This is a genomic window from Acinetobacter gerneri DSM 14967 = CIP 107464 = MTCC 9824, assembly GCF_000368565.1.
Taxonomy (GTDB): domain Bacteria; phylum Pseudomonadota; class Gammaproteobacteria; order Pseudomonadales; family Moraxellaceae; genus Acinetobacter; species Acinetobacter gerneri.
Map to the genome: position 1 here is coordinate 534287 of NZ_KB849545.1, position 16349 is coordinate 550635.

Below are 16349 nucleotides of genomic sequence, written 5' to 3' on the forward strand. Positions count from 1 at the left end.
TCAGACAAATTATTTTCGGAGCGATGACAACCACTACCCATGTTCGTACGTTTGTTGTGAGACACGATTTTATTATAACAAAAATCACTTTAGATTTATCAAAATTATGTTCATTTATGTTCTATTTATTTGTGTGATAATCCATGTGATTTAGCTGCAATCTATTTTCCTACAATAAAACCAAAGCCATACAATTGATTGCAAAATACTGTGATTACACGCATAGATTTGTCATAATTATTGCTTAGAGTAGCTGTATATATAAGAACATGATAGTTTTAAGGAGAAAGATAATTGATGAATAGTGTATTAAAACAGATGACAAATGAAATTGATGATTTAACTGCAAACTTAGAAAAAACAACACAACCCTTGGTCGCCTTATATTGTGGTTCAAGACCAGGTAACAATCCAATTTATAAAGAAAAAGCCATTCAACTGGCACAAGGTATCGCCAATCATGGTTTTGGCATCGTTTACGGCGGTGCAAGTATTGGCTTGATGGGTCAAGTTGCCGATACAGTGATTGAAAATGGTGGTGAAGTCGTCGGTGTCATTCCAGAATTTATGCTGGATTATGAAATCGCACATAGCCAATTGACCGAATTGCATGTGGTGAAAACCATGCATGAGCGTAAAGCAATGATGGCTGAACGTGCCGATGCATTTATTGCCCTACCGGGTGGCTTAGGTACGTTTGAGGAAATTTTGGAAATCGCCACATGGGGGCAACTCAATCAACACCAAAAACCCATGATGCTTTATAACGTCAATGGTTTCTATGATCACATGATTGCACAGCTTGATCATGCTGTTGAAGAAGGTTTTTTACCACCTCAGCATCGTTCAAAATTGATTGTTTGTAAGCATAAACATCAAATTTTCAATGCGATTAAAAATTTGGAAAGTCCAAAAACCTTTGTAGTCTAAAATCCGATCTAAAAGTTTAAATCACCAAAACAAAAGTGAGCCGATGCTCACTTTTATTTTTCGACTCGAATAAATGATTAATACAGAATTTCACACTTAAAATCAGTACACTGAATATAAAAATAATGATCACATATATTCATGAATCAAGCACCCGTCCACGAAAGCTTACAACCTGAATTTAGACTCTTGGTATTTTTGGTTTCTATTGGCTTTTTTATGCAAGGCTTAGATACCACGATTATCAATACTGCGCTTCCTGCAATGGCGCACAGTCTAAATGAAAACCCGCTACGCATGCATAGTGTGGTGATTAGTTACGTGCTTTCGGTGGCTGCCTGTATTCCATTAAGTGGTTGGTTCGCTGATCGTTTTGGGGTACGCAATACTTTTTTTGCCGCAATTGTGATTTTCACATTGGCATCTTTAGGTTGTGGGTTATCTCAAAATTTTAATGAATTGATTTTCTTTCGCGTCTTACAAGGTATAGGCGGTGCATTTTTATTGCCTGTTGGGCGTTTGGCGCTGTTAAAAATCATTCCCCGTTCGCAGTTCTTATCGGCAATGAGCATGATGAGTCTAGCAGGTTTGGTCGGTCCACTTTTAGGTCCAACTTTGGGTGGTTTTCTCGTTGAAAAAGCCTCTTGGCACTGGATTTTCTTTATCAATTTACCGATAGGTTTGCTGGGGGTTTTAGTGACATTTAAAGCCATGCCCAATGTCACCGAACCTACCGTTAAAACATTTGATCTCAGTGGTTTTATCTTATTGGTCATTGCCATGGTTGGACTGGCTCTTGGGATTGAAAGTATTACCAGTAAAGACGTTTCAAAATGGTTAAGCATGTCGATGCTGGTTGCTGGCATCGTGGCTTCTCTGATTTATGCCTATCATGCACATACGCATCAAAATGCATTATTTAGAAGTAAACTTTTTAGAAATCAAGTTTATACCATTGGTGTATTGGGCAATTTCTTTGCGCGTTTAGGTGGAAATGCCATCCCATTTTTGATGCCTCTGATGTTGCAAGTGGCGTTCAATATTGATCCATTTATCACAGGTCTGATGATGACGCCTGTGGTTTTAGGGTCTTTATTTTCCAAACCGATCATTCGCCCGATTGTACAATACGTCGGCTATCGCCGCTTTTTATTAATCAATACCCTGTTGGTTGGTGCATGTATTGCAAGTTTTAGCTTGACCAATCAAGACACGCCAACATGGATTCGGACGATTCATTTCTTTATTTTTGGGGTACTCAATTCTTTGCAATTTGTCACCATGAATACCCTGACATTGAAAGATTTACCGCAACAAGATGCCAGTAGTGGTAATAGCTTTTTATCCATGATTATGATGCTTTCCATGAGTATTGGTGTGGCTTTGGCAGGAACATTACTCAATGCATTTAGTGCTTATTATGGTAATGATCAAATGACAAAAGCCTTTCATGTGACTTTGTTATGTTTGGGTTGTATCAATATTTTAACGGCGTTTATTTTCAAACAAATTCCAAAAGATACACCGATCTAGCCATGTAGTTTTGCGTAAATTTAATAGAGTTTAGCAGCTGATCAGGATAAAATTGTGCCTGATCATTTGATACAAACTTTTGACTTTTACATGAAAAAAACCGCTTTTTTGAACAAAACGAAGATGAAATATCTTTCATTCTTTGCCATTTGTGCGCTTGGGGTTTTGCTCATTTTGACCTTGTTTATTTTCAAACCTAAATATGCAGTCGCCCAAGACTATCCTGTGCAAGGCTTTGATATTTCTCATCATCAAGGTTCGATTGACTGGTCAAAAATTTCACCCCAAAAATATCAATTTGTTTATATCAAAGCCACGGAAGGTGGTGATTATAAAGATGATCGTTTTCAGGATTATTGGTTAGAAGCTCGTGAACGTGGTATGCGTGTAGGTGCTTATCATTTTTATCGTCTATGCAAAGATGGTGCAAGCCAAGCACAAAACTTTATCGAAACTGTTCCAATTAAAAACAATAGCTTAGCCCCTGTGATTGATCTTGAATACGATGCGAACTGTATCAATCAATACACTAAAGAGCAGCTACTCAAGCAAATTCAAATCATGCATGATCGTTTGCAGCAGCATTATGGCAAAGCCCCTATTTTTTATACCTCGAAAATTTTCTATAACATGGTGTTGACTGGAAATTTTCAAAAAACGCCGATTTGGATTCGTGAATATAAAGATTCGCCCAATCTCAAAGACAAACGCCCGTGGACGATTTGGCAATATAGCAATACTGGTAAAATTCAAGGCATTGAAAAAGCGGTAGATTTAAATCGCTATGCAGGCTCAGAACAAGACTGGAAACAGTATTTAAAATCGATTGGTCTTGAGTAGTTTTTTAAATAATACTTTGATTTAAATCAGTTTATATTTTAGACAAACTTAAATAAAAGCCTAAATAAAATCTTAAAAGACAGAATATGTCGCCAAAAACAATGTCCTGATTAAAACACTGCGCCATTTCAGTTAAACTAAGAGCATATATCGCGCGCTAAACTAGATGAGATTTGTGCATGAGAAAAATCATACACATTGATATGGATGCATTTTATGCCTCTGTTGAACTTCGTGAACGTCCTGATTTAAAAGGACTTCCTGTGGTTATTTCTTCTCATCATCCACGCGCTGTGATTGCCGCAGCATCTTACCCTGCTCGTGCCTTTGGACTGCGCTCCGCCATGTCGATGTCTCAAGCACGTAAACTCTGTCCGCAAGTCATCGTCATTGAGCCAAATTTCCAAAAATATCGTGATGTTTCAAGCCAAATCCATCATATTTTTCAGCAATATACCCATCTTATTGAACCCCTGTCTTTAGATGAAGCCTATCTAGACGTCACAGAAAATCTGCAAAATATCCCTAGCGCAACCGAAGTTGCCGAGCGTATTCGGGCGGATATTTTCAAACAAACAGGATTGACGGCTTCAGCAGGTGTGGCACCGAATAAATTTTTGGCAAAAATTGCTTCAGACTGGCATAAGCCCAATGGCATTTGCATCATCAAACCGAGTCAAGTTCAGCACTTTATCCGTGATTTAGCATTAAAGAAAATTCCGGGAGTCGGTAAAGTCACGCAGGAAAAACTGAAAAGCTTAGAACTTGAGACGCTTGGAGATTTACAGCAAATTGATGAGGCAGTATTGATTCACCATTTTGGTAAATACGGGAAACAATTATTTTTATATGCTCAAGGGATCGATGAGCGCCCTGTTCAATCTGAACGCCAAAGACAGCAAATTTCCAAAGAAACCACTTTTGATCAAGACTTTGTCTTGCATGAATGTATGCCTTATTGGCAGCCCTTAGCAGCAAGTATTTGGCAGAGTTTAAATAAGAAAAATATGATCGCGCGTGGTGTAAGCGTCAAACTTAAGCTAAAAAATTTCCAAGTGTTACAACACAGTAAAAGTTTTAAACAAGCTTTGGGATCTGAAGATGAACTGTTGCAAGTGGTTCACATCCTTTTACAAGAAATGCAGATTCCCATGCAATACCAATTTCGCTTGGTCGGAGTAGGTGTCTATCAACTCGATGACAAAGAGCAAGATGTGCAACTGAATTTGTGGTGAAAAAAGTTTCGACTCAGCTGTGACAATCAAAATAGCAAATCAGCAAAAAAACCATTTATTGTTTAATAAATCTTAAAAAGATAACCAGCAAATACGATCTAAAATACATATTTGCATAGCTTATATCTGAATAAAATCACAATCGAATTTTAAATTTCGGTATAAAAAGTCTACTCATCACTAACATAACTCCTACAAATGCAAAAATCGTTAAAAATCTGCAAAATCACCTAAAGACTATGCCTAGTGTATCTTTCAAGCGATTTAACAATATTTCACCAAAACACATATTCGCTAAATGCAGATTAACTATGTGCGAAATGGAAAGCTGAATAGTGTGAACCAGATCAAAATAATTCTATATTTTTCTTAGTAATTCATCTAATTATTCAGAAAAATGAAGCTATGGAAGTTTTTCCAAGTCGTCGGGCAAGCTTTCAAAAATTTTAAAATTAGGCAAAAAATTTTTTCGTCGCACTATAAGTGGGTCTTCTTATGAAACTAGGTTTAATTTGTATTTCAACTTTATCTGCTCTTGCAATCTCTACTTCTGCTCTTGCAGCTGATCCTGTAACAGTAAATGGCGGTACAGTTCATTTTACAGGTGAAATTGTCAATGCTGCTTGTGCGGTAAGCACAGAATCTGCGAACCAAACTGTAGATTTGGGTCAGTATCGTACTGCTCGTTTAGCGGTATCTGGCGATAAAACAACTCCAGTTCCTTTCCAAATCAAACTCGTTGACTGTGATCCAACTGTTCAAGCAACAGCTGCGGTTTCTTTCTATGGTCAATCAGATGCAACTAACGCGAACTTACTTGCTGTTTCAGCTGGTGGAACAAACTCAACTGCTGCAACAAACGTAGGTATCGAAATTGCTGATGATACTTCAAAAGTTTTAGGTGTTGCTGGTACTGATTTCTCTACACCTAAACAATTGATCGAAGGTGATAACACACTTCAGTTCAGCGCACGTTATGTAGCAACTGGTGCATCAACTCCAGGTCAAGCAAATGCTGATGCTACTTTTGTTGTTAAATACGAATAATCAATTTAACGATAAGTGATTGATGATATGAGAATTTACCCCACCAAAAACCAATATTTAATTTTCATTGCGATGCTAGGTGTTATGTCCAGTAGCGTAGCTGAAAGTTATGTATTTGGTGGGAGAGCTCATTTTCAGGGGGTTTTAATGAATCAAGGGTGTTCTGTGCTTGTTAGCAAAGAGCAATCTCCAAACATTAAAACTCCCACTATTCCGATTGAAGTCAACTTTTCATTATGCCCAGTAGGAATATATGACAATTTGACCATTAGCTTATCTGAGCTCGAAAGCCTTACGAAAGGTGAGTTCTATATTGATGCTCAAAATCGGAACGTGATTTATTTAAACAATGAATTGAATATTCCCAGTCTAAATTTGATGAACATCAATCAACGATTTATTCATCATATTGATTTACCAACTGAATATGACAGCTTTTCAAAAAATACGATGAGTATTTTTATGAATCAAAGCTATCCCGAGAAATCTACGCTCTCTTCGAATATTTTGATTTCTGTTTTCTATCCATAAATGATTTTTAAGGATGTATTTAAATTGAACTTATTTAAAAATAGCGTTCTAAGTATAACCTTAGCATGTTTGGCAACGTCTAGTTTTGCAAATCAAAACGTCATTGGTGGAATCTCATTAGGATCAACTCGCATAATTTATCCTATGGATGCCAAGCAAGTATCTTTAGCGATTGTAAATAGCAATCTTAAAGAACGCTTTTTAATTAACTCATGGATAGAGGCAACTGACGAAAAAAAATCTAAAGATTTTTTGATTACACCACCACTTTTTGTTGCAGAAGCCAATACTGAAAATACCTTACGTATCGTCAGCTTAGCGACAAACTTACCCCAAGATCGCGAATCGGTTTTTTGGGTCAATGTCAAAGCTATTCCTTCAATTGATAAAGCGAATCTGGTTGATAAAAATATTTTGCAGCTTGCAGTTTTATCTAGAATCAAGCTGTTTATCCGCCCCAATCATTTAAAAATGAAACCAGAAGCGGCGCTTAATGAACTGAAATTTTCCAAATCTGCGGACGGCGTCTATGTCAATAATTCGTCCCCTTATCACGTTTCTTTTGTGAATATTCACATCGACAACCAGAAGTTGCCGAATACGATGGCTGCCCCTTTCGCACAAACCAAAATCGCCAGTAAAACAGGTGCGAAATTAAGTTATCAAACAGTCAATGATTACGGTGGTTTGACTCCAAAAGTGAGTTTGGAACTGAATTAATTGCTATGAATATGCTATGTAACACGCCAGCGAATGCTGTATGTATGAGAAGAAATATCAAATTATCACCATTTGGTAGCGTGATTACTTTGGCTATTTCAATGACTGTTGCAGGTTTAACACATGCTGAACAGGTATTTAACCCTGCATTTTTAAAAGATAATTTATCCCATGCTGAAGTTTCCGATTTAACTCGATTTGAAAAATCGACCTATCAGCTTCCCGGGGTTTATCGTGTTGATATTTATGTCAATGATCAATACGTGATGACTCGTGACGTCAATTTTATCGAAAAGCAAGATATTCAAGATAAAACAGGTCTAATGCCTTGCCTTGATCAAAAAACGCTACAAGGTTTTTCGATCAATATGGGGCAATATCCTGCATTAACTGAGCAAAATCAGCAATGTCCAGATTTTATTTCGATTATTGAAGGCGCAAATAGTCAGTTTCAATTTGATAAGCAAAAATTGTATATCAGCTTGCCCCAAGCATCTTTACGTAACCAAATCCGTGGTTATATTGCCCCTGATCAGTGGGATGCGGGTATCAATGCGATGTTTATGAACTATCACTTATCAGGCTATAACAACTCAAAAACAGATAGTGATAGTCTTTTTTTAAGATTGGACAATGGTATCAATCTCGGTTCATGGCAGCTCAGACATTCAAGTAGCTGGAACTATAGTAGCCGAAATGGCAGATCTACCGATGACTGGAACAATCTCAATACCTATTTGCAAAAAACCATTATCCCGTTGAAAAGCCAATTGGTGATCGGTGATGGTTCAACCAATAGTGAGGTATTTGAAAGTTTTGGTTTTAGAGGCGTGCATTTATCAACTGCTGATGCAATGTATCCTGATAGTCAGCAAGGCTATGCACCAACCGTTCGTGGTGTTGCCAAAACCAATGCCAAAGTTGTGATTAAACAAAATGGTTATGTGATCCAACAGACCAATGTCGCCCCCGGCCCTTTTATTATTCAGGACTTGAACCCAACGTCAATCAGTGGTGACCTATTGGTTACGATTGAGGAAAATGATGGTTCAGTGCAAAGCTTTACTGTGCCCTATTCAAGCTTACCGATTTTGCAACGTGAAGGTCGTACCAAATATAGTGTCGTTGCTGGTGAATATCGTAGCGGGCTTAATTCTCAAGACAGCCCAACAGTCGTACAAGCCACAGCCATTCACGGTTTAAAAAAGGGCTTCTCGGTTTATGCAGGTACGCAACTCTCTGAAAAATATAAAAGTGCGCTTTTGGGTATGGGTGCAAACCTCGGTGATTTTGGTGCATTGTCTTTTGACTTCACCCATGCAGACAGTGAACTTGCAGACAAGTCAACTCATCAAGGGCAATCATTACGTTTTCTTTATTCAAAATCATTGTTGAGTTCAGGTACTACATTTCAGCTCTTAGGTTATCGCTACTCAACCAAGGGTTTCTATACTTTAGGAGATGTTGCCTACAACCGTATGAGTGGTTACCACACTTCTGAAACTCAAGATGGTAATCAGGCCAATACTCCGATTATCACAGATTATTTTGATTTATATGATGCGAAAAAAGGTCGTTTTGAAGTCAACATTTCGCATTCATTGGGTAAATATGGTTCGGTATTTGTCTCAGGCAACCAGCAAACCTATTGGGGTACAACCAAACGCAATGAATGGATTCAAGCAGGTTATGCCAACTCTTGGAAAGCACTGAATTATTCATTTTCAGTCAGCCATAACAAGTTTTCACAGATTGACCAAAGTGAAACGATGTATGCCTTCAACTTATCGTTCCCTTTAGATCGCTTATGGCCTAAATCCAATTTCCAAGACTCACCGATTAAAAATGCTTATGGAACATTGTCGAGCACACAAAACTCAAATGGCAACGACTCTTATCTTGCAGGCTTGAGCGGCACGCTACTGAAAGACCGCAATCTCAGTTATAGCATCAATCAGGGACGTGTTACGACACAGGGTGATATTGGGTCCGTGACGCTCAACTACGATGGCCGCTATGGTTCAGTGGGTGCAGGTTATAGCTATGAGAAAAATTCAAATCAATTGACCTATAACGCATCAGGTGGTGTTTTGGCTCATGCAAATGGTCTGACATTTGGTCAGCCATTGGGTGCGACATCAATTTTGATCAAAGCGCCGGGGGCAAAAGATGTTGATATTGAAAACTATACAGGCGTCAGAACTGACTGGCGTGGTTATGCCATTGTCCCTTATGCAACAGAATATCGCGCCAACAGAGTGGCACTCAATGCCAACAGTTTTAGCAACAATCTTGAAATCAACAATAATGTTGAAAATGTCGTACCGATCAAAGGTGCGATTGTACGGGCGAATTTTGATACCAGTATTGGTGTAAGAGCACTGGTGACCTTATCTCATCAAGGTCAATTTGTTCCTTATGCCAGTAGTGTGATTGAACAAAATAGTTCAGCCCGAGGCATGGTTGCAGATGATGGGCGCAGTTATCTCACGGGCTTACCAAGCAAAGGTAATTTAGAGGTTCGTTGGGGCGATGCTGAAAATGAAAAATGCTTAGCGGTATATGACATTTCAGAACAAGATTTAAGTAAACCTGTTGTTCAATTCGATCTTGAATGTAAGTAAGGAGATATTATGAAATACAAACTCTTGATCTCCACTTTATTATTGCTCACTTCAGCAAAATCGTTTGCAGTTGTTTGCTGGAATAGCAAAGGACAAGGTGTCGTAGATGAGGTTTTTTATGACTTGTCAAATAGCTTTAACAGTTCAAATAATGCTGTGGGCAAAATCGTTGAACTGAAAAAAAACTTTAGTAATCAACTTTATGGTGTATGTCCTGTGCATAACTCAGGTATCAGTAGCAACATGACAAAACGTAGCTATACGACTGATTTACCAATCGTTGAAACTATAGACCAATACCAATATTTACCCATCAATGAATATTTGGTTGGTGCAATGAAAATTACCGATAGTTATGCAGGCGACTTTTATCCACCTGTTAAATATGTACAAATGGGCATGCACCCCAATGTGAGTATAGGACAACCTTTCCCGATTGAAGATTCTAACTTTACATTTAGAGTCAAAGTTGTAAAACCATTTATCGATTTTGTACCGATTCCAAAGAAAACCATGCTAACGGTTTATATCACCACAGGATCGGGCGAAGCGCTCAATATTCCTGTATATAACATCAGCTATAGTGGCACGATTACTGTACCTCAGAACTGTACGATCAATACTGGCGATGTACTAGAAATCAATTTTGGTGAAATTCCCGCTTATGCATTTAGCCAAGCTGGAGCAGGCGGTAAGCCAGCGAATGTCAATAAACAAGTCAAAACTTTAGCGATCCAATGTACCAATATTGAGGCTCAGGCTATGCTGACATTGCGACTTGAGGCTGAGAAAGCCAGCAACGATATGATGCTTTCAGATAATCCTGATATAGGATTTAAAATTTCAGATCAAAATGACCAAATCCTGATCCCCAATAGCATCAATAGCTACATTCCCTTTAACCTGCTTCAACAGCCTGCGAATGTCACGATTAAAGCTTGGCCTGTGAGCAGTACAGGAAATACACCTGAAATCGGACCATTCCGTTCTAGGGGTTATCTCCGTGTAGACTTTGAGTAGGTAAAAAGATGAAAAATATAACAAAAGTAATGATGAGTTTGATGCTAATCAACTGTTTAAATATATCAAATCCTGCGTATGCGAATACTTCAATTGAGTTGGCAAAAATCAACATCGAGCTTTACGGGGTGGTCACTACGGCAAGCTGTGGAGTACTTGAGTCAGAGCAAGAAAAATATGTAAAGCTCGGTACGATCAGCAGTAAAAATCTAAGCCAAACAGGAGATCAGTCTGCGCCTATTCCATTTCAATTTGAAATGCGCAATTGCCCGCCTGATGGCTCCGTCACTATTCGTTTTGATGGAGTAAAAGACACTGATAATATTGAACTTTTAGCATTGGAAAATGTAACAAACAAAGCGAGTAATATCGCCATTGAAATTCGAGATCAAGACAAAAATCGCTTAGCAATCGGTCAACAAAGTACTCGTTTTAAGGTCGATGCCGATGGTCATGCTTCAGCATTATTTTATGCCAACTACATCGTAACGAAAGGACAAGCGACAGCAGGTAGCGCAAATGCAAATGCGCAATTCTCCATTCAATATGATTAAAGCATGCCATTGACACCTGGATATTTAATCGCCAATTTAGCAAGCAATACTTAATTTAAAAATCAAAAGCATATAGATAAATCTCTTATGCAATACGTTCAAAATACCTGAAATTCCAAGGTGCAAAATGCACCATTTTATCCAGTAAAAAACTCAACAAAAGTACATACAATCCTTGATCGGGGCGTTTATGAAGTCATATTTAAAAAGAAGTAGTGTCGGCTGTGGTATTTTTCAGTTATTAGATGATTTTTGTACATTATCTAAACTAAATTCACCGATACAGCAAGCACATGATTACAACATCACTGAACGCATTCCTTTTGACCTTTGGTTGGAATGCTTGGGGGAAATTAATAATCAATATCAACAAGATGGTCTTGGTTTAGATATTGGTATTTTGGCGCAACCTCATCATATTGGTATCGTGGCTTATATCGCTAAATCCTGCTCACAACTCTCTGAATATATCTCTTTAATGCCAAAATATGAAAAGCTTTGGTTTGATTATGTGTCCAAAAAATATCGGATATTTAAGGATAACTTCACGATATCTTGGGATAAACCCGCATATTTACAATCAGGTATCTACACACAAGAAACCGCGATTTCAGAAGAAATTTACATTGCGATTTTATATCGACATCTGATGATATTGACTGATTTAGATCAAGATATCTTTTTAGGTCTCGAACTTGCTAGAGCAAAACCACAAGATATTCAAAAATATGAAAAATTTTTCAATTGCCCGATTAAATTTAATGCCATAAAAAGCAAAATAACCCTCTCTAAATCGTTGCTCAATATAAAACTACAAGATGCAGATCCAATATTGTTTGAAATTTTGAGCAATCAAGCCAATTGGTTTTTAGAAGATATTCCAATTGAAGATCCATTTATTGAAGAAGTTCATCTAGAAACCATTAAAGCTATTGCGAATAATAAGGTGCATATTGATGATATTTCTGAAGCACTCAATATTTCATCAAGAACATTGCAAAATAGACTGAGAAAAAGAGATATTTCTTTCAAATATATTTTAAATAGTATCCGCTCGGAGCTGGCAAAAAAATATTTGAAAAATGATGATTTAAATATTACCGAAATTGCATTTTTACTTTCTTATAAAGATCAAACTTCTTTCAATCGAGCATTTAAAAGTTGGACTGGACTTAACCCCTCAACTTGGCGACAAAAATATGGCTAAAATTGGATTTCACCACCAACAGCCTTGATGTGTAAAAACATAAATAAGGATGATTATAATTTTAAATACAACAATAAAAATCAATTCATAACAATACATAATATGCAATTTTAAATGATAAGCACTGAATCGCCCCATTCCTTTTTTACTTTATATATACTCTATAGAACTTCATCTGCAAGCTTCATTTTCTCAAAGCCTGCTGTGTATTTTATAAGCAAAAGAACAGTATTAGACCAAATAGTTATACCAATCACACCATTTTAGAGTAAGCTTATCCGCGCAATACATTACCCATGTATCTGCTTGAGTTGCCAAAAATCACCTTTACTTTTGGCAAGTTGTCCCTGTGATTGGCGTGACGATCAAATCCGAATATTGCAGGGCACTCTGATCATGTCATGGGCCGTTCAATTTAATGCAATCCTCCCCTCTTTCTCCTGAACTCCAAGAACAAAAAGCACGCAAAGCCGCTCTTAGTAGCTTTATCGGCGCTGTCGTTGATTGGTACGATTTTCTGCTTTATGGCATTGTTGCCGCTCTTATTTTCAAAGATCAGTTTTTTCCCAGTATCGGCAATCAAATGGGCACTTTGGCCGCGCTCGCAACCTTTGGCGTTGGTTTTTTATTTCGTCCCTTAGGTGGAATTGTCTTTGGTCATTTTGGCGATCGGATCGGTCGTAAAAAAATGTTAGTCCTCACTGTGGTCATGATGGGATTGTCTACCGTAGGCATCGGTTTATTACCCAATTTTGAGATGATTGGTTGGTGGGCACCCGTATTGTTGGTGACATTACGTGCTTTACAAGGCTTTGCTGTAGGTGGCGAATGGGGCGGCGCAGCGTTGATGGCTGTTGAAAATGCACCAAAAAATAAAAAAGCCTTCTACAGTAGTGGCGTTCAGATCGGCTACGGCGTAGGACTGGTTTTAGCGACTGGTGCAGTATCTTTGATCATTGCCACATTAGGCGACCAAGCTTTCAATGATTGGGCTTGGCGTATTCCATTTTTAGCCAGTATTGTACTGATCGGCATTGCTATGTGGATTCGCCGCGGGCAAGAGGAGTCTACAGAGTTTTTAGCGGAAGTTGCTCAGACTCAGCAAAAACCTAAACGCTTACCGATCGTAGAAGCTGTGAGCAAACATCCAAAAGCATTTTTCTACATTATTGCATTGCGTTTGGCAGAGCTTTTGACCATGTATATCGTGGCAAATTTTGCTCTAAACTATTCAACCCAAAACTTGGGTATGGATAAACAATTTTTCCTCAATATTACCCTGATGGTCGGTGCGATTAGTTGTTTTAGCATCCCGTTATTTGCTTGGTGTGCAGACCATTTCAATCATAAACGCATGATTGTGATCGGTGGTTTAATCGGTGCACTTGCTGCATATCCTTTTTTTCTTGCCTTAGATGCTCAAAATACTTGGGCAATCATTGCCTGTTCGATCTTACTTGCCAATGTTGCGCATGACATGGTGGTGAGTGTCCATCAACCTATTTTCACTTCATTATTCGGCACAGCCTATCGCTATAGCGGTGCGGGTGTGGGCTATCAAGTGGCGAGTATTGTCGGCGGAGGTTTTACCCCTGCGATTGCCGCTTCATTGGTTATTTGGGGTAATGGTTCTTGGCACTATGTTGCATTATATTTGGCGATCGGCTGTTTAATCACGGCACTGGTAGCAGCGACTATGCCCTATAAAAATACGAGCAAAGTTTAGCTTTTCCATCTAAGATACAACTGTCCAAGTTACATGTTTGATTGAATACAGACAGTTAAAATATGATGAATAATAAAAAACAAATCCTGTGCGTAGAAGATGATGCCGCAATATTGCTGCCCCTACGCTATGCGCTCGAAAAAGAAGACTGGCAAGTCTTTTGGGCAAATACGGGCAATCAAGCAATCGATATGATTGGGCAGCAGGCTTTTGATTTTATTATTTTGGATGTGGGTTTACCTGATCTCAATGGTTTTGAAGTTTGCAAAAAAATCCGAACCTTCAATCAAACGCCCCTGCTATTTTTAACTGCGCGTGATGATGAAATAGATCGAATCATTGGTTTGGAAATCGGTGCCGATGATTATTGTCCCAAACCTTTTAGTGCAAGGGAAATTGTGTCACGTATCAAAGCGATTTGGCGCAGAATGGATCTACAAAATCAGCAACGCAATTTTCAGCAAAACAATCTTCAGCAAAATGAAAATCTATCTGAAAATTCTGAAAATAAAAATCTGCAAACATGGCAGTGCCATGATGAATCCTTGAAAATTCATTATTTAAATCAAAGCCTACAACTGACCCGTTATGAATATCGCTTATTGAAACTTCTCATAGAACACCCTGAACAAGTGTTTAGCCGTCAGCAGTTGATGGATCATGTATGGGAAAATCCTGAGCATAGCTTGGAAAGAACCGTAGATACACATATCAAAAGTATCCGCAATAAACTCAAACAGATCTCACCTGAAAATGACCCGATCGAGACACATCGGGGGTTTGGCTATAGCCTCAAAAAACAGTGATATACGCTCAAGCAATAGCGACGATTTGCCAATAAACCCAAACTCATGCTATCTATATTTTGAATAGACTTTAAACAATAAAACACATGTCCATTTTCATCCGTATTTGGTTTTTCTTTGGCTTGATTATCTTGCTTGGACTTTGTTTCATGTCCTATACATTCAATCAACAAGTCAAACCCAATGTTCGTCAAGTGGTTGAAGATACACTGGCTGAAAATGCCAATATTATTGCCATGCTTGTCGCTGAAGATGTGCATAACAAACAAGTCACTACGCCTGAGTTTAATGAAAAAATCCAAAATGCCTTGCATAGAAAACTCAATGCCAATATTTGGCAACACAGCAAACAACAAATCAATCAACAGATCTATATTACCGATCCACAAGGTAAAGTGATTTATGATTCAAAAGGAGAAGCTACAGGGCAAGATTATTCAAAATGGAATGATGTCTATCTGACCTTGCAGGGCAAATACGGCGTACGCTCTACCCGTAGCGATCCAAATAATCCTGACAGTAGCGTGATGTATATTGCAGCCCCGATTTATTATCAAAATGAGCTGATTGGTGTAGTCAGCATTGGCAAACCGAATAGTTCAGTACAGCCCTATATCCAGCGTGCCGAAGATAAGCTGATCGTGCAGGCACTTTGGATCACACTTGCAAGCCTATTTTTAGCCAGCCTTGTGGCCTATTGGCTCAAACACAGCATAGATCGGGTCCGAAAATATGCTCAGGCACTTGCTCCAGTCAATCAAGCCCCACATTTTCGTTCTGCACATGAACTCAATCAGGTCACCGAAGCACTTGAAAATATGCGGGAAAAACTTGAAGATCGTGCCTATGTTGAACACTATGTCAATACACTTACGCATGAACTCAAAAGTCCACTCACTGCGATCCAAGCAAGTGCTGAAATTTTAAAAGACGATATTCCCCAAGCAGATCAACAACAGTTTGCAACACATATTATTTCGCAAAGTCAAAGGCTTAAAACACTTATTGACCGCATGTTATTATTGACACGACTCGAACAGTCCAAATCACAGATTGAGCTAAAAAATATCTGTGTATCTTCTTTAATTGAACAAAATATTGAGCAATACCATAGCCTGATCCAACAAAAAAATTTAAATCTGATTTTAGATATTCAAGCCAATTGCCAGACTCTAGCTGATCCATTTTGGCTTAGCCAAACCATTTCTAACCTTTTGGACAATGCTTTTGATTTTGCTGAAGCTCAAGCAAAAGTCTTCATTCAACTCAAACAATACCAAGATACTATCGAAATCATCATTTTTAATGAGGGCGAACCCATTCCTGCATTTGCGCTCAATCAAATCTTTGATACTTATTTTTCATTGCCTCGCCCATCGACTAAGCAACGTAGTTCTGGCATAGGGCTGAGTATCGTTAAACAAGTCATTGAACAGCATCATGCTTCCATCAAGATAGAAAACTGTACTCAAAATCAAATTGGTCAGCTTGAACCACACCAACAAGGGGTTATGGTTCACATCCAACTTCACACAAAGTTCACATAAATTTCGTCAAGATTTCACTTTTAAATCAA

Annotated in this window: 14 protein-coding genes; all 14 read left to right on the forward strand. The window is 38.3% G+C overall.

Annotated elements, in window-relative coordinates:
- Positions 1-297: 297 nt before the first annotated feature.
- Positions 298-930, forward strand: coding sequence for an LOG family protein (locus F960_RS17620; protein ID WP_004868246.1), 633 nt, complete (start codon positions 298-300; stop codon positions 928-930).
- A 141-nt stretch (positions 931-1071) separates the two neighbouring features.
- Positions 1072-2463 carry a multidrug transporter subunit MdtD gene (gene mdtD / locus F960_RS17625; RefSeq protein ID WP_004868248.1) on the forward strand — a complete coding sequence of 464 codons (1392 nt, stop codon included), beginning with the start codon at positions 1072-1074 and terminating at the stop codon, positions 2461-2463.
- Positions 2464-2553: 90 nt separating this feature from the next.
- Positions 2554-3303, forward strand: coding sequence for a glycoside hydrolase family 25 protein (locus tag F960_RS17630; RefSeq protein WP_035373703.1), 750 nt, complete (start codon positions 2554-2556; stop codon positions 3301-3303).
- A 179-nt stretch (positions 3304-3482) separates the two neighbouring features.
- The gene (gene dinB / locus F960_RS17635) at positions 3483-4538 is read left to right on the forward strand and encodes a DNA polymerase IV (protein WP_004868251.1); all 1056 of its coding nucleotides are present in this window, start codon (positions 3483-3485) and stop codon (positions 4536-4538) included.
- A gap of 495 nt (positions 4539-5033) precedes the next feature.
- Positions 5034-5585, forward strand: a complete 552-nt coding sequence (fimA, locus tag F960_RS17640; RefSeq protein WP_004868254.1) for a type 1 fimbrial major subunit FimA — start codon at positions 5034-5036, stop codon at positions 5583-5585.
- 84 nt (positions 5586-5669) lie between these two features.
- Entirely contained in the window at positions 5670-6116 is a 447-nt protein-coding gene (locus tag F960_RS17645) for a hypothetical protein (RefSeq protein WP_228681424.1), read from the forward strand.
- Positions 6117-6836, forward strand: coding sequence for a fimbria/pilus periplasmic chaperone (locus tag F960_RS17650; RefSeq protein WP_004868259.1), 720 nt, complete (start codon positions 6117-6119; stop codon positions 6834-6836).
- Positions 6837-6841: 5 nt separating this feature from the next.
- Positions 6842-9460 carry an outer membrane usher protein FimD gene (fimD, locus tag F960_RS17655; protein WP_004868261.1) on the forward strand — a complete coding sequence of 873 codons (2619 nt, stop codon included), beginning with the start codon at positions 6842-6844 and terminating at the stop codon, positions 9458-9460.
- Between the two features lie 9 nt (positions 9461-9469).
- Positions 9470-10480: a fimbrial adhesin FimH gene (locus F960_RS17660; RefSeq protein WP_004868262.1), complete on the forward strand. Its 1011-nt coding sequence runs from the start codon at positions 9470-9472 to the stop codon at positions 10478-10480.
- Positions 10481-10488: 8 nt separating this feature from the next.
- Positions 10489-11034, forward strand: coding sequence for a fimbrial protein (locus tag F960_RS17665; RefSeq protein ID WP_004868265.1), 546 nt, complete (start codon positions 10489-10491; stop codon positions 11032-11034).
- Between the two features lie 190 nt (positions 11035-11224).
- Positions 11225-12241: a helix-turn-helix domain-containing protein gene (locus F960_RS17670; protein ID WP_004868267.1), complete on the forward strand. Its 1017-nt coding sequence runs from the start codon at positions 11225-11227 to the stop codon at positions 12239-12241.
- A 418-nt stretch (positions 12242-12659) separates the two neighbouring features.
- On the forward strand, positions 12660-13967 hold the full coding sequence (shiA, locus tag F960_RS17675; RefSeq protein ID WP_004868269.1) for a shikimate transporter: 1308 nt from the start codon (positions 12660-12662) through the stop codon (positions 13965-13967).
- A gap of 65 nt (positions 13968-14032) precedes the next feature.
- On the forward strand, positions 14033-14773 hold the full coding sequence (gene creB / locus F960_RS17680) for a two-component system response regulator CreB (protein ID WP_035373704.1): 741 nt from the start codon (positions 14033-14035) through the stop codon (positions 14771-14773).
- Between the two features lie 86 nt (positions 14774-14859).
- Complete coding sequence (gene creC / locus F960_RS17685) at positions 14860-16320, forward strand: two-component system sensor histidine kinase CreC (protein ID WP_035373700.1); 1461 nt, start codon at positions 14860-14862, stop codon at positions 16318-16320.
- Positions 16321-16349: the final 29 nt, after the last annotated feature.